This is a genomic window from Flavobacterium sp. WC2421 (genome assembly GCF_040822115.1).
In the GTDB taxonomy this organism is placed as follows: Bacteria; Bacteroidota; Bacteroidia; order Flavobacteriales; family Flavobacteriaceae; genus Flavobacterium.
In genome coordinates this window covers 661,606-680,384 of record NZ_CP162004.1, presented here as the reverse complement: position 1 = coordinate 680,384, position 18,779 = coordinate 661,606, and the positions used below count along the sequence as shown (strand labels likewise).

General features: G+C 34.5%; 12 protein-coding genes. 1 reads left to right on the top strand and 11 read right to left on the bottom strand.

The window, feature by feature from the left end; translation table 11 throughout:
* Positions 1-3: 3 nt before the first annotated feature.
* From AB3G33_RS02860 to AB3G33_RS02840, 5 genes are all read right to left on the bottom strand, one after another.
* Positions 4-999, bottom strand: a complete 996-nt coding sequence (locus AB3G33_RS02860; RefSeq protein WP_367772465.1) for a glycoside hydrolase family 43 protein — start codon at positions 997-999, stop codon at positions 4-6.
* A gap of 44 nt (positions 1,000-1,043) precedes the next feature.
* A complete protein-coding gene (locus AB3G33_RS02855; RefSeq protein WP_367772463.1) occupies positions 1,044-2,657 on the bottom strand; it encodes an arabinan endo-1,5-alpha-L-arabinosidase in 1,614 nt (537 codons plus the stop codon).
* An 11-nt stretch (positions 2,658-2,668) separates the two neighbouring features.
* Complete coding sequence (locus AB3G33_RS02850; protein WP_367772461.1) at positions 2,669-4,213, bottom strand: alpha-N-arabinofuranosidase; 1,545 nt, start codon at positions 4,211-4,213, stop codon at positions 2,669-2,671.
* An 89-nt stretch (positions 4,214-4,302) separates the two neighbouring features.
* The gene (locus AB3G33_RS02845) at positions 4,303-5,865 is read right to left on the bottom strand and encodes a RagB/SusD family nutrient uptake outer membrane protein (RefSeq protein ID WP_367772459.1); all 1,563 of its coding nucleotides are present in this window, start codon (positions 5,863-5,865) and stop codon (positions 4,303-4,305) included.
* A gap of 30 nt (positions 5,866-5,895) precedes the next feature.
* Entirely contained in the window at positions 5,896-8,943 is a 3,048-nt protein-coding gene (locus tag AB3G33_RS02840) for a SusC/RagA family TonB-linked outer membrane protein (RefSeq protein WP_367772457.1), read from the bottom strand.
* 592 nt (positions 8,944-9,535) lie between these two features.
* Between AB3G33_RS02840 and AB3G33_RS02835 the strand changes: the two genes are divergently transcribed.
* A complete protein-coding gene (locus tag AB3G33_RS02835; protein WP_367755787.1) occupies positions 9,536-10,225 on the top strand; it encodes an NUDIX domain-containing protein in 690 nt (229 codons plus the stop codon).
* A gap of 204 nt (positions 10,226-10,429) precedes the next feature.
* On the opposite strand, the gene fsa is transcribed toward AB3G33_RS02835, so the two are convergent.
* The 6 genes from fsa to AB3G33_RS02805 form a co-directional block, all read right to left on the bottom strand.
* Complete coding sequence (fsa, locus tag AB3G33_RS02830) at positions 10,430-11,086, bottom strand: fructose-6-phosphate aldolase (protein WP_367772455.1); 657 nt, start codon at positions 11,084-11,086, stop codon at positions 10,430-10,432.
* Positions 11,087-11,113: 27 nt separating this feature from the next.
* Positions 11,114-13,153 (bottom strand): transketolase family protein, encoded by a 2,040-nt coding sequence (locus AB3G33_RS02825; RefSeq protein WP_367772453.1) that lies wholly within the window; start codon positions 13,151-13,153, stop codon positions 11,114-11,116.
* Positions 13,154-13,551: 398 nt separating this feature from the next.
* Positions 13,552-14,553 (bottom strand): glycoside hydrolase family 43 protein, encoded by a 1,002-nt coding sequence (locus AB3G33_RS02820; protein WP_367772451.1) that lies wholly within the window; start codon positions 14,551-14,553, stop codon positions 13,552-13,554.
* A gap of 22 nt (positions 14,554-14,575) precedes the next feature.
* Positions 14,576-15,757 carry an aldose epimerase family protein gene (locus AB3G33_RS02815; RefSeq protein ID WP_367755779.1) on the bottom strand — a complete coding sequence of 394 codons (1,182 nt, stop codon included), beginning with the start codon at positions 15,755-15,757 and terminating at the stop codon, positions 14,576-14,578.
* A 33-nt stretch (positions 15,758-15,790) separates the two neighbouring features.
* Complete coding sequence (locus AB3G33_RS02810; protein ID WP_367772449.1) at positions 15,791-16,831, bottom strand: family 43 glycosylhydrolase; 1,041 nt, start codon at positions 16,829-16,831, stop codon at positions 15,791-15,793.
* Positions 16,832-16,842: 11 nt separating this feature from the next.
* The gene (locus AB3G33_RS02805) at positions 16,843-18,663 is read right to left on the bottom strand and encodes a glycoside hydrolase family 2 protein (RefSeq protein ID WP_367772447.1); all 1,821 of its coding nucleotides are present in this window, start codon (positions 18,661-18,663) and stop codon (positions 16,843-16,845) included.
* Between the last annotated feature and the right edge of the window lie 116 nt (positions 18,664-18,779).

The following is an 18,779-nucleotide window of genomic DNA, read 5'->3' as shown; positions in this document are numbered from 1 at the left end:
ATTTTATTTTTGAATTCCTTCTGAAGTCATAATTACTCGTTTCATTGTGCCATTTTCGTTGTAATACAATCGATCGATGCAAACGGATCTTCTAAAACTTCCGCCGTCTGGCTGAGTAGCTCCATTGTGATAGATGAAATAGTCTTTTCCCTTAAATTCAATTATAGCTTGGTGATTGGTATTTGAATTTCCAGCGATTTCATTCAAAATGCCTTTGTATTCCCATGGACCATTGATTGATTTACTCATTGCATAAGCTATCTTTTCGGGAAATTGATATGCATAAGATAAATAATACCAATCTTTTTTCTTGTGAATCCAAGGCGCCTCAGTGTAATTTGGTAAGGAGATGGTTTTAATTGGGCCATCTAATTCGAGCATGTTTTCTTTTAATTTAGCATAATGACAAACTGAGTTTCCCCAAAATAAATAGGCTTGTCCATCATCATCAATCATAACCGTTGGATCAATATCATCCCAATCAATCTTGGTTTGTGTGGTCATGTCATTAGTAACAAGAGCTTTTCCTAATGCATCTTTAAAAGGACCTGTTGGACTATCCGAAACTGCAACTCCAATGGCTTTCCCGTTGATGGCTCCATGAGAAACAGTAACATACCAATAAAATTTACCGTTGCGTTCAATAACTTGTGCCGCCCAAGCATCAGAGCTTGCCCAAGCAAAATCAGTTACTTTAAGAGGTACTGGATGTTCCTCCCAATGAATCATATCGGATGAGGAATAAACCAGCCATTCGTTCATTTTATAAAAATTGAAATCATTTGGTGCTTCATCATGGCCAGCGTACAAGTACACTTTGTCTTTGTAAACAAGCGCAGCTGGATCACCAGTATACTTTCCTTTTATGATTGGATTGTTAAAGGTTGTTGTACCACTGTTTATTTCTCCATTTGCGGAAGCGTTATTTTTATCTATTTTTATTGCTTTACAAGAGGAGAATAGTACAACAGTACATAGGATTAAAAATATATTTTTCATTTTATGTTTTATTTTTATTCAATCTTATAATAAGAAGGAATAAATTAGTTTGTTTTTTTACCCCAAACAGGTAATCCTGCTGTCGTAAGTCCGGAGTAAGTTATTGTTACTTTTCGTGTGGCACTTTCCCAATCCCAAGCATCACTAACTTTACATTTTATTCCGTTTACGGTAAGTACTGCGTTTGTGCTGTCATAAGACCAAGTTCCGGTAAGTCCACCGCTCACTTTTTTATCGGCTGTTAAGTATATAGTAACCGATTTTTGAATGACTTTGTATTGGTAATTCATTGTGATTTGTTCCCATTGACCTATAAAAGAGCTTTCGGTTAATGTAGTTTTTGGTACTGCAGCATAGCGCTCAGGTGCTATTACTGGCCATCCATCTTCCGACCACTGAATTTCTCGTACATGTCCCATCATTATTGCATTTGAAACATTAATTCCAGGAACACCTTCTGGTAAACGCGCTTGTGAGGCATAAAACCATTGTTTTGTATCTGGGTTTTGGAAAATGGCGCAATGTGAAATTCCAACCCAGCCCGTATGATTGTTAAAACCGTAAGGATGTGTTAGCATCGGCCAACAATCGGCTCCGTTTGTAACATTGGCTCCGTTTATTCCTAGATAAGGACCTGTGATGTTTTTTGATCGAGCGACACGAGTATTGTACGGTACATCTAGTCCGTCATACGCCATAAATAAATAATAATATTGGGTGTCTGTATTGTATATAATTTCTGGTCCTTCGGAACCTTGCCAACGACTAATTGCACTACGACTAGCGATACGGGTTCCATAATCGCTTAAAGTTTTTAATTGGTATGGCTTCCCTGTTGTTGGGTCTAATTTTAAGGCAGCAATACCCGAATGCCATGAACCATAAATTAAATACTGTTCTCCTGCAGGAGTTTCAATAAAACTTGGGTCAATTGCATTGAACTTGAAATAGGCATCTTCCCAATTTCTAGCACCCGTAAAGGAATACGGTTTTAATCCGTCTGGTTCTGAGCATACAACCATCCCTTTATCTACCCAAACATTCGAAGCCAAATCGTCGGTTTCAGCCAGTCCAATAAATGCTCTTTCACTCCATGAGTAGGTAAAATCAGAACCAATTATTGGATTATCAACTACTATGCTATAGTACATACGATACTTGTTACCTACTTTTCTCACACAAGGTGCCCAAAAACCGTAGTTAGGACTTGTAATTGGAGGCAAAACTGGATTCATTCTAGCTCTTTTGTTATTTACAGAATCCAAAACCCAAGTAGGAGCAGTAGTCATCGAAGACCCCATGAATTCCCAATTGACAAGATCTTTAGATCTTCTATAAAAAAAATGACCGTGTCCATCAGTAGCGTTTCCATAGGATGCATCCGTTTGATACATATAGTAATAATCGCCACATTTCTCTACTGTAGGGTCGTGAACATTGGCTAAATTCCATTGTGAATTAGTTCCCCAAGCGGCTATAGACGTATAATTATCTGCATAGCTTGGTCCTGGAAAGGTAACTGGAGTGGGAGTGGGAGTTGGTGTAGGAGTTGGATCTGGAGTAGGGGCATCACTACTTGAGCAACTACTGGTAGAAGCCACAACCAGCAACAGTACTAGTGATGGGACTAATTTTAAAATAGAATTAAATTTTTTCATTGTATCCTTTTTTATTTACTTTCTAACATTATTACAGAAAAAGGAGGGACCACAATAGATAACTTTCCTTTTTTCACGTCAAATCCTTTGTAAACTACTGGTTGTATTTTGTTTGGATTATCAAAAGAATTGTAATCCTGCAATTTTGATGATGATAATATGTTTCCAGAAATTGCTTTGATTCCAAGTTCGTTTAGATCAATTTCTATTTTATGATCTTTCTTAGTGTCTACGTTTACCAATGAAATATGAACTAATCCGTTTTTATCTTTTGAAGCCGAAGCCGATAAAGCAGGAAGCGATTCGCCATTATAGGTATACAGTGGAGAATTTAAAGTTATTGGTAATAGTTTTGCATCTTGATGTACACTGTACATTTGCATCACATGATAGGTTGGTGTTAAAATCATTTTGGCTTTATCTGTAAGGATAACAGCTTGTAAAACATTTACACATTGTGCTAGGTTTGCCATTCGAACACGATCCGCATGGTTGTTGAAAATATTAAGAGTAGCTCCTGCTAGAACCGCATCTCTCATAGTATTTTGTTGGTATAAAAATCCAGGATTAGTTCCTTTTTCCACATCGTACCAACCGCCCCATTCATCTACAACCAAAGCAATTTTTTTCTCTGGATCGTATTTATCCATGATAGCCCCATGTTTAACGATCAATTCATCCATTTTTATGGCTTCTTTCATTGTTGTGAAATATTGCCCTTCGGTAAAATCAACTGCATCTCCTTTTTTATTCCATTCAATCACTGAGTAATGATGCATTGCTACACCACCCAACATGTTTGCTGGGATATTTTTCATCAAAGTTTCAGTCCAGTTATAGTCGGCATCACTTGCACCAGATGCTATACGCATCAAGCCACCAGTGTTTTCCCAATCAGACATGAAAGTGGCATATTTACGGTATTCTCCAGCATAATAATCAGGTGTCATATTGCCACCGCAACCCCAAGCTTCATTACCAATTCCCCAAATTTTTACTTTCCAAGGTTCTATTCGACCATTTTTTTTACGTAAATCACTCATTGGGCTTTTACCTCCAAAGTTGGCATATTGTACCCAGTCTGAAAGTTCTTGCACAGTTCCGCTTCCTACATTTCCGGATAAGTAAGGTTCTGCTCCTAGTAATTCACATAGGTTTAAAAAATCATGGGTTCCAAAACTATTGTCTTCAGTTGTTCCTCCCCACCATTTGTTTACCATTGTTGGTCTTTCTTCTTTTGGTCCAATACCATCTTTCCAGTGGTAAGTATCCGCAAAGCAACCACCTGGCCATCTTAAATTAGGGATTTTTAATTTTTTTAGTGCTTCAACAATGTCATTTCGTACTCCATTTGTATTTGGAATTTTGGATGTGTCACCCACAAAAAAACCTCCGTAGATAGAACGTCCTAAATGCTCGGCAAAATGGCCGTAGATGTTTTTGTTGATAGTAGGTGCACTTTCATTACTTTTTATAGTAAGCACGGTAGTCTCTTTTTGAGAAAAAATACTTTGGTTACAAAAAATAAAAACTAATAATAATAACGCTTTTTTCATATTTTATTTAAGTAATAATATCACATGGTAAACTTTTTTAAGGCCTAGCATGTGATATTAAAATTTCTAACTAATTCAATCAAATTGTATTAATACCCATCATTTTGAACGGTACCAGGATTGTTATCCATTTCTAATTGTGGTATTGGGAAATATTCTCTTCCTGATGCGTAAGAATTAAATTCAACATCTCTTGATTTTAACCAAGCAAGCTTTACGGGATCTTGCAACCAACCCCAACGGCGAATATCATCAAAACGGTGTCCTTCAAGAGGGAACTCTAAGAATCTTTCGTGACCTATTTGGTCTCTCATACCTGCTTGTGATAATCCGGGTTTTGCTGTAGCCAAATTAGGTAATCCAGCTCTAGTTCTAACCATTTGAATATAAGTATAAGCACCTGGAGTATCGCCAGTCTCGTTTAAAGTTTCAGCATACATTAACAAGATATCAGCATAACGTAACAAACGCTCGTTGATTCCTGAACGCCAGTCGTATTCATTAGCATAGTTTCCATCTGAATTTTCATATTTTCTACAAAACAAATCATTCAAATCTCCAGGGTTTGCTGCATAAAAAGTGGCGAAATCTTGTCCGTACAATTGCATTCCACCAGGTTTGTTATAGAACATTGTAGCATCCAATCGTGGATCTACACCACCAGTAGTGGTTGTTTCTTCATGAAATTCATCAAACAATGTTCTTGTTGGCTGAACATCTGTCCATCCAAATGCTCTTGGTCCATAAGTAATTGCTCTAGCAGATGTTTTTCCCCATCCAGAAGCAGGAGCACCACCCCAACCTAAGTCAACTCCACCTGCATCTCTACTAAACTGTACTTCAAATAATGACTCCGAATTGTTTTCATTACTGTCTGTAAAATTATCACGGTAGTTAGAGACTAATGAATAAACGCCTAAATCGATTACTTGTTTAAATGCAATTTTAGCATTGGCAAAATCTTTAGTAAATAAGTAGGCTTTTCCTAAATATCCTAAAGCAGCTCCTTTTGTAGCACGTCCTTTTTGACCTGCATCTAATCCTGTAACATTATCATAAGTTGTTGGTAACAAATCTGCAGCTGCTTTAAAGTCGGCAATTACTTGTGCCCATCCATCTTCTTGCGTTTTTTGTGGATAATAAACAGCAATGTCTGTAGGTAATGGTACGTTTTTAAACATGTTTACGGCATGAAACAAATACAATCCTCTTAAGAAATAGGCTTGACCTAAAATTCTGTTTTTAAGTCCTGCATCTGCCATTTCAATAGCTGGAACATTCGTAAGTACTTGATTCGCACGATAAATACCTTGGTAATACGTTTCGTAAGCCCAACCATAAATTGCTGAATTTGATACATTAGAGTTGAAACGCCCAACATTGTACATGGCATCCCAAGGACTGTTACTTCTTGTGTCATCTCCTTTTAAGTCTAATAATAAAGGAGTACTTCTCATGTACGTTCCATCAGTTAACAAACTACCATAAGCAGCATTTACACCTTGGATAGCATCCTGATCCGTTTTCCAGAAAGAATCTACCGCATTGTTGTTCGGGTCAACTTGAATTAAATCTTCATCATTCACGCAACTCGTTGTTACGACTGCTATTGAGAAGAAAACAGTTAGGTAATTAAATATTTTATATTTCATTTTGATTCGTTTTAAATTGTTTGGTTATTTTTAAAAATTCACTTCAAGTCCTAAAGAAAAAGTTCTAGGATTTGGGAATGAACCACCATCGTATCCTCTTGAGAACAAACCATCATTGCTATTAAAATCAGGGTCATATCCTCTGTATTTGCTGATTATTAATAAATTTTGACCGTTTACAAATAATTTTGCTTTTTGAATAAAGCTTATATTTTTAAGTGGAATTTCGTAACCAATTTGCATTGTTTGCAATTTTATGTAGTCTCCTTTTTCGATGAAACGATTAGAGTCTCTTGTGTTTGCATTTGGATCACCTATAATTGGACGAGGAACGTTTGTATTTGTATTTGTAGGTGTCCAGTAATTTAATTCATCTATACTATGGTTACCATATTGTCCAGCCATTAAATTGCGATACATTCCATCAAACACTTTGTTTCCACCGCTTCCTTGCCAAAACATAGAGAAGTCCCAGTTTTTGTATGAACTACTAAAGTTAAAACCATAACTGTATTTAGGAATTGTAGTTCCTTGGTACGTTCTATCAAGATCAGTAATCATTCCGTCACCGTTTACATCCTTGAATTTTACATCTCCAACTCCTGCATTAGTTTGTGTTGGTGATGCAGCCAGATCTGCAGCATTTTGAAAAATTCCAGCAGTTTCGTATGCGTAAATTTCACCTATTGATCTACCTACTTCTGTTTTTGAAGCAGCACCGTAAATTGGGTTTCCATCAAGACCTATTTGTAATACTTTGTTATTCAAAGTACCTAAGTTAGCTGAGATACTATATTTGAAAGCATTATGATCATTATTATAGGTAGCTGAAAATTCTAAACCATTGTTTCTAACTGCACCTGCATTTGTTGTTACACTTGCAGGAAAGGCACCAGTTGAAAACGGTAATGGCACTCCAATTAAAAGGTCAGTTGATTTTTTAACATAATATTCAGCTGTAAATTGTAGGTCATTATTAAGTAATCCTAATTCAAGAGCGACGTTCGTAGTTCTTGTTTCTTCCCAGTGCACATTTGGATCTAAAGCACTTACTACTGTTGTTCCTGGTGCCAATGCGTTATTAAAATCATAACCAGCAAAACTATTGGTAGTAGTTGCGAAAAAGTAAGTTGGGATTGTGTTGTTACCTAATATACCGTAACCTCCTCTTAATTTAATATTGCTTACCCATTCTGGCAAGTGGATGAATTTTTCATTACTGATTTTCCATGCTCCTGAGAAAGAGTAAAAATTACCTTTATTGTATTTTTGACTAAAAAGAGAAGTTTTGTCTTGTCTAAAGTTAGCTTGCAACAAGTAACGGTCATCATACGCATAATTTAATCTGCTTAAATACGATACACCAGTAATTGTGTTTTCATATTCTCCAGCACTAGTGTTATCAGCATATTCTAAATGGCTAATTTCTCCGGGAGTATATCCAACTCCTCTTGACCAGTGATTGTAGTTATCACTACGTTCTTGTACCCAACCTACTAAAGCATCAAATTTATGTTTGCCAATTTCTTTTTCGTAAGTAAGTAAGTTGTTTAAGAAAGTTCTTGATTGACTTCCTGTAGAAACATCTAATGAAGCTTCATCATTTGTAGTAAGATAGTACCATCCTAAATCACTTGGCGGGATGAATTTTCTATTTTGCCAATCCAGTCTGTCAAAACTAGCGTCAATTTTATATTTTAAACCTTTAACGATTTCATATTCTCCCCAAATATCTCCAATAAAACGATTTCTTTTTCCAGTATTAGTTATCAAGTTGTTGTAACCAATAACGTTCATAGAAATAGCTCTTTGTGTTAAGTTTGTTGTTCCACCGTAACCACCTAAACGGTTCGCATCATAAACAGGCATTGTAGGAATAGCACCTAATAAATCACTAATTGGAGATTCACCAGCGTTGTACTCGTTAAAATTTTCTTTACCTGATTGTGTAAATCCTAATTTTGAACCGTATTTAAATTTTCCTTTTTTACCAGTTAAATTCAAAGTAGTAGATACTCTTTTATAATCTTGTGGGGAATCGATATAGCTACTATTTTTAAAATAGTCCACATTCATATTATACCCTAAACTTTCGGCACCACCACTAAAAGTAAGAGAATGGTTTTCTATAATTCCAGTTTTAAAAGCTGCATTTTGCCAGTTTGTATCTACATTGTTGATGTAATAAGGGCTACTAGGATCATTACCTGGAGCAATAGTTAATCCAGCATTAACCTCTGCAGCACTAGTAATATTTTGATATCCTACTCTATCAGTAAGATCCCATTTTTTGGCTACGTTTTGAAAACCAACAAGTGATTTGTATTTAATGTCAAATTTACCTGCTTTTCCTTTTTTAGTAGTAATAATGATTACTCCATTTGCACCACGAACCCCATATATTGCAGCAGAAGAAGCGTCTTTTAAAACTTGCATAGATTCAATTTCACCAGTTGCAAAGTCATAAGGACTGTCTACAATCATACCATCAATTACAAAAAGTGGATTGTTGTTACTAAAAGAGTTAATACCTCTAATTTTAATGTTAACGAATCCACCTGGTTCTCCTGAGGTTTGCATGGTAACTCCTGCTACTTGACCTTGAAGCATTTTTGCAGCATCATAAGTTACTGTTTTCTTAGCATTATCCATGTTTACCACACTAACAGATCCTGTAAGGTCTGATTTTTTTTGAGTACCATACCCAATAACAACTACTTCATCTAATTTATTTAAATTGTCACTTAATGCGATGTTTAGTTGCGATTTATTACCCACAGCAACTTCTTGATTTGAATATCCTAAATAGGAAAAAACAAGAATAGCTTTTGGTGATGCTTTTATTGAATATTCCCCATCTAGTCCTGTAACAGTAACGGTATTGGTTCCTTTTACTAAAACATTGACTCCTGGTATTGGCATTTCATCTTTTGCCGATTTGACAACCCCTTTTATAGTCTTATCTTCTTGGGCAGAAAGAGTATAAGAAGAAAATAACATAACTATTATTACTAATAGCCATTCTTTTCTCGGCAATACAAAATTGCAATAGAAAAATGATCGTTGGTTTGTTTTCATTCTAATTTGTTTTGGTTAGTTATAAGTGTATATTTTACATTTGTAAATTTAATTAAAAAAAAACTATAAAAACAAATTAATATGGTAAAAAAAATATCGAAAAAAAACACATATTGCAAATTAAGTGTAAAAACAACATTTAAAAATTGTATTTTTTTTAAAAAACCATAACGTTTTTACAATTTATTTATATAAAAGGTAGTGTTTTCATTAAAAAAGCGATTATTTAATCAAAAAATCAGCAGTGAATAATTATTATTAAAATCAGGATTTATTTGCGTTTTTAACTATAAATCAGGGTAGTATTGTGTAATAAAAGCTTATTACAGCATCCTTTTTTAACAAATCGCAGGTATTTTGGAATGGTAAAACGGTAATAAAGTGCTTCATTAATTGAATTAACTTAAAAAAAAGATAGTGGCCTTCTTTTATTAATGATAAGAACGATATCCAAAATTAAAACAACTACTATCTCAATTTCCGAACATAATTTAGCTGTGATTTACCCTTTATAATTTACGAAGTGTAAAAACCACATTAATAAATTATGAAACGGATGAGGAAGTTTATATATTTACCCTAAAAAAGGAGTATGCTTAATAGTTATAGTTCTGCTGACAAAGTATTATTAGCAGTAGATTGTATCATTTTTGGTTTTGATGATGAAGGTTTAAAAATACTTTTGATAAAGAGGGATTTTGAACCAGAAAAAGGGAAGTGGTCTTTAATAGGAGGCTTTCTTAAAAAAGAAGAAGTATTAGATGCTGCTGCACTAAGAATCCTTAATAGTTATACGGGACTTCAAGATATTTATATGGAGCAGTTGCATGCTTATAGTGATATTGATCGTGACCCTGTCGAGAGAACTATTTCAGTAGCTTATTATGCTTTAATTAATATTGAAAATCATAATGCAGAGTTGATTCAAAATTATCATGCACAATGGTTTAGTGTTTCGAATGCTCCAAAATTAATTTTTGACCATGATTCGATGCTACGACATGCTATAAGAAGATTGCGTTATAGAACTTCGATTAAACCAATAGGATTTGAACTTTTGCCTGAAAAATTCACGATGCGTCAATTGTTAGAATTGTATGAAGCAATTTTAAGCAAAGAGCTGGATAAAAGGAATTTTATCAGTAAAATAAATTCATTGGATATTTTGATAAAATTAGAGGAGAAAGATATGATGTCTTCTAGAAAAGGGTCGTATCTGTATACTTTTGACAAAGAAAAATACGATGCGAAATTATTGAATGATTTTGTACTGAATCTTTAATAATTTAGTAGTTCGTTACTTAAAATAAAAAAGGAAGTCTCTTTATTGAGGCTTCCTTTTTTTTGGATAGTTAAATCGTGAGATATAGAATTTATCCCATCGCCTTTGACGTACTACAATTTCAAGAGATTTGATTATTCGGTATCAATTAAGAACTATTTAGTGAAATAAAATGGCTAAAATAAGTTAGCTCTGTTTTTTGTTTTAACTATTTCCTTTTTGATAATCGGCTAAAAATGTAGCCAAACCAATATCTGTAAGTGGGTGTTTTAGCAAGCCTTCAATAGCACTCAATGGTCCAGTTATTACATCGGCACCAATTTTAGCACAATTTAAAATATGCATGACGTGACGTACTGATGCGGCTAGAATTTGAGTTTCGTAACCGTAATTGTCATAAATTAATTTGATGTCTTCGATAAGTGTTAAACCATCGGTAGAGATGTCATCTAATCTTCCTATAAAAGGAGAAACATAAGTAGCACCTGCTTTGGCTGCCAATAAAGCTTGACCTGCCGAAAACACCAAAGTGCAATTGGTTTTTATTCCTTTGTTCGAAAAGTATTTTATTGCTTTGATCCCGTCTTTTATCATTGGGATTTTTACTACAATTTGTGGATGCAAGGCAGCTAATTTTTCTCCTTCGGCAACCATTCCTTCAAAGTCAGTTGAAATTACTTCGGCACTAACATCGCCATCAACTAATTCGCATATTTTTACATAATGAGCAATGATATTAGCTGCACCAGTAATTCCTTCTTTTGCCATTAATGATGGGTTAGTAGTTACACCATCTAGGATTCCTAAATCATTTGCCTCTTTAATGTCTTTTAAATTTGCTGTATCTATAAAAAATTTCATGTCTTTATTATTTAGTTTTTTGTTTGTTTATTTACTTTCTTCAATATATTTTAGGATTTCTTCGCAAGCATGTGCACTTGTAAATCCAAATTTTTCATCTAAAACTGTTGCTGGTGCCGAATATCCAAAATGGTCTAGCCCAATTACTTTTCCGCTATCTCCTATCAAACCTTCAAGATTTACGGGTAGTCCAGCAGTAAGGCCAAAAACTAATTTTCCTTTTGGAATTATACTTTCTTGGTACGATTTAGATTGCTCTTTGAATAATCCTTCAGAAATGATGGAGGCTACATTTATTTTTAGATTTTTTTCTTTTTCCAATAGAACTGCAGCAGCTAAAAGGGTTGCCACTTCCGAACCATTTGCGATTAATGTGATATCTGGATTTTGAGTTGACTTTACTAAATATCCGCCTTTTGACGCTTCTGTAGCCTCTTCGTATCTTGAAGTTCCTTGTGCAGGAATATCTTGAATGTTTTGTCTCGAAAGAATTAAACCAGTTGGAGTTTTAGTGTTTTTTAATGCCATATCCCAAGCTACTGATGTTTCTATCGCATCGGCAGGGCGTAAGGCCAATAAACTTTGATTCCCTGAATGGTTTTTAATTTTTTCCATCAAGCGAATTTGTGCTTCCTGTTCGATAGGTTGGTGCGTAGGTCCATCTTCACCAACGCGAAACGAGTCATGTGTCCAAACATATTTTACAGGTAATTCTTGAATAGCTGCTAATCGAATAGCTGGTTTCATATAATCGGAGAATACAAAAAATGTCGCTACTACAGGGATTACACCACCATGAAGCGCAATTCCGTTTGCGATGGAAGTCATTGTTAATTCAGCCACTCCAGCTTGTAAAAAGGCACCATTAAAATCATTTTTTTGTAAAATCGATGATTTTTTAAGGAATCCATCAGTTTTGTCACTGTTCGATAAATCTGCCGATGAAACAATCATATTTTCTACGTTTTCTGCTAAATAGGCAAGTACAGCAGAAGAAGCTTCTCTTGTTGCTACATTTGGTTTTTGAACAACACTGCTTAAATCTAAATCAGGAATTTCACCAGATAAAAACGATTCTAGTTTTAAAGAAAGTGCTGGATTTTCTTTTTTCCAAGAAGCGATTTGGAGTTTTTTATTAGCAGATGTTGCTGTTTTTAATTCAAGGATGTTAGCGTAATGTTTTGCGACTTCTTCATAAATAGCAAATGGATCTTCGGGATTTGCTTTTAGATTTAAAAGTGTTTTTACGTAATCTGCTTTTGTATCACCAATAGGTTTTCCATGCAATTCACATTCTCCTTCATACATCGCCCCAGTTGCTGTAACACAACCTTTTCCCATAATTGTCTTCCCAATGATCAAAGTAGGTTTTTCAACTTCTTCGTGTGCTTCACTAAGTGCTTTTCTTATTTGAGTATGATCATGACCATCAATTGTGATTACGTTCCAACCCCAAGCCTCATATTTCATGGCGGTATTTTCGGATGTTACTTCATCTGTCATTGACGAAAGTTGCACATCATTAGAATCATAAAACATGATGAAATTATTCAATCCTAAGTGTCCAGCAATTCTACCTGCCCCTTGAGAAATTTCCTCTTGAACACCACCATCAGTGATGAAACCGTATATTTTATGCTCAAAAAGCCCTTTGAATCTTGCATCAAGAAACTTGGCGGCAATAGCTGCTCCAACACCCATAGCATGACCTTGTCCTAATGGTCCCGAGGTATTTTCAATACCTCTCAAAACATCCACTTCGGGATGTCCTGGCGTTACGGAGCCCCATTGTCTAAATTGTTGAAGGTCTTCTTTTTTGTAATTTCCTAATAAATAATATTGAGAATACATTAATGCTGATAAATGTCCAGCATCCATAAAGAAACGGTCTCTGTATGGCCAATCCATTTCGGTTGGGTCAAAGTTGAGGTATTCCGTATATAAAAGATGCATAAAATCGGCACCACCCATGGCGCCTCCAGGATGTCCTGAATTGGCTTTTTCTACCATTGAAATGGAAAGCGCTCTTATGTTGTCTGTAGCTAATTGGTCAATTTTTTGGTTCATAATTATAGTTCTATTTTTTTATTGTAATTAATTAAAAATCCAAACTGTCAATTCAATTTTATAATAAAAACAAAATTTGTTGTCGTTTTTAGCGATTGAATTAAAGTAGATTAAGTGTTTTTTTTCACTAATTAGTTAAAAACAAAATCAACCAAACTTGAGAAATTGTGTATTGAAAATTGTTGAAAAATAATAAGTGTAAAAAATACATTTACAAATGTATGCAAATTTATTCTACAATAACAAATAAATTATTTTTATAACTTTTTTAAATAAGAATCTTATTTTTTTAGCCAATAAAAAATGGCAATACTATTTTTTTGATAGTATTGCCAAAGTAAGACTGTGTTATTGAAAAACGATAGAAAGGTTAAATCCCCTTTGTGTTGAGGTATTATTTAATTAGTCTTCAAGAATCGGAAAGTCTCTTTTTTTGCTTCTAATTGAAATGCATTTTCTTTTTTAGTAAAATTCATTTCAATAATTGCTGCTTTTCTGGGTGCTTCCTGAGCACCATTGAAATGCGTATGGAAAACATATTGCAACTGGTTCTCTTTGTCCAAAAATAAATCACCATGACCGGTTCCATTTTCTCCAATTAAATTTCGAGAAATAATAGGACTCGTTGCTGCCTTTTCCCAAGGTCCTAAGGGACTTTTACTGGTAGCGTATCCTACGGCATAGTCAGGATTTCTAAAATCATTTGCTGAATAAATTAAATAATACAAGCCCTCTTTTTTTATCACTGTAGGCCCTTCGGCAACTGGCCAGTTTACATTTTGGGTGTTTTCCCATAGTAGTTGTGCAGAGATACATTCTGTTAGTGTTTCTGGTTTTATACTTAAAAGGTCATCATTTATTTCGGCTACAAAAATTCGGTTTCCATTTGTAAGTCTAACATGATATAAATATTTTTTGCCATCATCATCTATAAATACAAATGGGTCTATTTGCTTTACTAGAGCTACTAGAGGTTCTTTTGTTGTATTTTTAAATGGTCCAATCGGGTTATTACTTGTTGCAACGGCAATATTTTCATTGGCAGTATAAATCATATAAAATAGATTGTTATACTTTATTATTTGTGGAGCCCAAAATCCGGTTGTTCCATATGCATCTCCTTTTTTGAGTGCAAGACCACCTTGAGCACCTACGGGTCCTTTCCAATTTTTTTGATCAGTTGAGGTATACACCTGAAAGCCTTCTCCAATAACAGTTGTGTTTCCAGTAGTTGTTCCGTATAAGTAATAGGTTCCATCGTTATAAAAAATGGTAGGATCTGCTAGAAAAATATCTTTTAATGCTACTGGGGGGGCAGGGGTTATTTTATCTTCTCCTTTTGGTTGAGAACAAGAACTTAAACTTAGTCCTAAAAATAGAATTATATAAATTTTTTTCATTTGAGTTTAATTAGAGATCATTTTATTTACGAATTGAAAAGTGGTAATACGAGATTGTGTGATATTTTTCACCCAGTTTTAAGGTTATCGATGGGAAATTTGGTTGGTTTGGTGCATCTGGAAAATGTTGTGTTTCTAAAGCGAATGCGGTTCTAAAATTATCTTTTGCACCTGATTTAAATGTGTTTTTACCTTGCATAAAATTGCCACTGTAAAACTGAATTCCAGGTTCGGTTGTATATATATCCATAGAAATCCCCGAAAGGTCTCCAGTAATTGTAGCCGCATGTTGCATTCCATCTTTAATATCTCCAGTTAGGACATAATTATGATCGTAGCCTTTTCCAAACTCTAGCTGTTCGTTTTTAGTCTCAATGCGCTCTCCAATAGTGTGTTTTTCAAGAAAATCAAAAGGGGTGTCAGCAACATTTTCTAATTTACCAGTTGGAATTAAACCAGAATCTACTGGTGTATATTGTTGTGCAAATAATTGTAATTCATGGTTCAAAATAGTACCACTACCTTCTCCATTTAAATTAAAAAAAGCATGATTGGTTAAATTAACAATGGTAGTTTTATCAGTGGTGGCTTCATATTCCATTTTTAAAGTTTTATCTGCAGTAATACTGTAGGTTACTTTTACGTGTAGATTTCCAGGAAATCCTTGTTCCATATCAGCAGCAATGTAGGTCAAAATTAAAGTATGCTCATCCGTTTTATCCGCACTCCACACTACATCTTGAAAGCCTTTTTTACCACCATGCAATGCATTTTCTCCGTTATTTAAAGGAACATTGTATTCTTTACCTTCAAGGGTAAACTTCCCTTTTGCAATTCGGTTTCCAACTCTACCTATTGTAGCTCCAAAGTAGGGTTCTGTCGATTTTTGAAACCCAATGACACTGTTCATTCCAACTACAACATCAGTTTCTTTTCCATTTTTATCTATTAACCATAATCCTACTAATCTTCCTCCGTAATTGGTGAAAGCCGCTTTTAAACCGTTATTTTCGATCCAATATAAGCTCGTCTTTTTATTGTCTATTACTGTTTCAAAATTTTTATTTTCTAAAGAATTTTTAGCCAATTGAGTAGTCGATTCTTGATTCATATCTTTTTGAGTTGAATTATTATTTTTATTTTCTTTGCATGAAACTTGAATTACAGTAAGAATTATAGCGGTGTAAATCTGAATTTTTTTCATTTTTTTTAATTTTTATATCGTTTTTAAAGAAAACTATTCGGCAGGAATATTTAGTATCGTTCCAGCACTAAGGGGTTCTCCAAACACAGGAAATCCGTTTGAGTCCCAGTTTATTTTTTGCATTCTTGGAGCTCTTTTATTTCCACAACCTTCCCCAGGATTAGAGTTGGCATGATATAAAATCCAATCTTCTTTTCCGTTTGGGGATTTGAAAAACGAATTATGTCCTGGTGCAAAAACTTGGTTTTTTACCGATTGTTGAAATAAGGGTTGCTCTGATTTTATCCAAGAAGAAGCATCCAGTAAATTGCCAATTCCTTTATAATGCAATAAGCCTAAAGCATAAAAATCAGTCCAACAACCGCTTGCTGAATACACTATAAAAACTTGGCCTCCATTTGATAAAAACTGTGGTCCTTCATTGACATTCACTTGTGGTGGATTAGACGGATCATTTAAGGCTCCGTGCTTTTCCCATTCCAGAGTTGGTGATGAAATTAGTACTCGATCTCCCTCTATTTCACAAGGATTTTTCATTTTTGCGATATAGATATTCTGTTGTCCATTAGTATCTCCTTCCCATCCTGCCCAAATCATATATAGGCTATTTTTATAGGAAAATACATTTCCGTCAATGGCCCATTTATCTGTTTTTGCAGCTATTTTTCCTTTAAATTCCCATTCCCCTTTAAAAGGATCGTCTGATTTGTTTTCTAATACATACATTCGATGGGTATTATTGTCTCCATTATCTGCGGCAAAATACACGTACCACTTTCCATTTATAATATGAAATTCGGGTGCCCAGATGTCCCCAGAATAGGCAGTATTTTTTGGTGCTATCCAAATGGTTTTGCTCTCTGCATTTTTCAAATCGGCTAGATTTTTAGTTTTCCATAAAACCAACCTGTTTTGCAACGTATGTGTATAATAATAATATCCATTGTAATACGTACTATATGGGTCTGCGCCAGAAGGTAAAATAGGATTAGTAAAGGTTTCTTTTTGCGAATAGGTTTCGGAATTGCAACCAGAAATAATTACGATTAACATCAACATTAAATATCTTTTCATTGTGACGACTGTTAGTTAGATTTGTTATTTAGAGCATCAATAACTTCTTTATTGATTGTGCTTACTTTTTCAAAATCCATTTTATCTACTTTTCTATCATAGGTCATAAACCCATTAACTTCACCTTCAACATCAGTAGTTTGGGTATATACTGCTGCAGAAAATCCTGTTTTAACTAATTTCTTTAATTCGGTTGCATACTTAATATATTCATTGGTTACTTCAGCATTATTCTTGAATTTTACATACCCCCAATTGTCATTTGCTCTCCATAAATGACCTTCGACAGGTAATCCAATTCCCCCATATTCCCCTAATACAGTTACTCTTCTAGCATCATAAAGATACAATTCGGGACCAGGATAATTGTGTAAATCTAAGATATCGCCTGTTTGAAAATGATTTCCTCCACTAGATGAATTGACTAATCTACTTGGATCGTGATTCTTGGTCCAGTCTGTAATTTCAACGGTTTTGAATTGTCCCCAAGCTTCATTAAAAGGAACCCAAACGACAATACTTGGATAGGAATACAAATGATCCATAATTTCTTTCCACTCTTTTTTATAAATTTCTTCAGATTTAGGTGTTCTTTGTAATTCATTACCTTCAAAATATTTTTTGTTTTGCCATATAGGTTGCTCATCACCACTTGGCATATCTTGCCATACTAAAATTCCTATTTCATCACAATGCGTATACCAGCGATCTGGCTCTACTTTAACATGTTTCCGAATCATATTAAAACCCAATTCTTTTGTCTTAACAATGTCATATTTTAAAGCCTCATCAGTAGGAGCGGTATATAGTCCGTCAGGCCACCAACCTTGATCTAATGGGCCGTATTGGAAATAGTCTTTATTATTCAGTTGCATTCTAAGAACACCATTTGAATCTCTTTTAGATCCAATTTTCCGCATGGCAAAATAGCTTTTTACTTCATCAACCATTTTCCTGTTGCTAATTAATTTCACATTGGTTTTGTATAAAAATGGAGATTCTGGTGACCATAGTTTTGGATTATTTAAAACAATTTCTATATTTTCTCCAGCCGAAGCTTTAACAGTTACAAGTGCTTTTGAATCCTCATAAACAGTTACTTCAATTAGATCTCCATAACTTGCTCCTGCAACTTCAGGTTTTATGTTAATCACATTCTGATCAATATTTGGCGTGGTTCTAATCGTTGTAATATTCTTTTTATTTACAGGCTCTATCCAAACGGTTTGCCAAATTCCCGTAACCGGTGTGTACCAGATTCCTTCTGGGCTCCTAACTTGTTTTCCTCTTGGTTGTGGTCCTTCATTAGAGGGGTCCCAAACTTTTACCGTTAATTGCTGCGTTTTTCCAGTTATGAAAGGTGTTATATCAAAAGAAAACGGAGTATATCCACCAGTATGGGAACCTATTTTTACGCCATTCAACCAAACTTCAGTTCTCCAGTCAACTGAACCAAAATGCAGTAAAATATTCTGGCCTTTCCAATTGGATTCTATAGTGAAGCTAGTGTTATACCAAAGCTCATTTTTAGCGCCAACATCTTTCATCACACCAGACAAACTGGATTCGACTGCAAAAGGAACAAGAATTTGACCGTCATATTTCTCAGGAGCTGCTTTTCCAACTTCTAGAATCGCATAATTCCATAATCCGTTTAGGTTTTTCCATTCCTTTCGTTCCATAATTGGGCGAGGATATTCAGGAAGTACATGATTAGGTTCTACTTTACTTGCCCATACTGTTTTAATTTTTTCTCCAGCAGGTTTCCATTGTGCGGATAGTGATAACCCTAAAAATAAAAATAGGATTACCTGTACATTTTTTTTCATCATTATATTATTTATTTGTAAGCACACATCATTTAAATTGACGTGTTATTTTTTTGTCATTAAATAAATTACCAGACTATTTTAAATAGTCCGGTAATTTTAAAAAAAAAAACTAACTA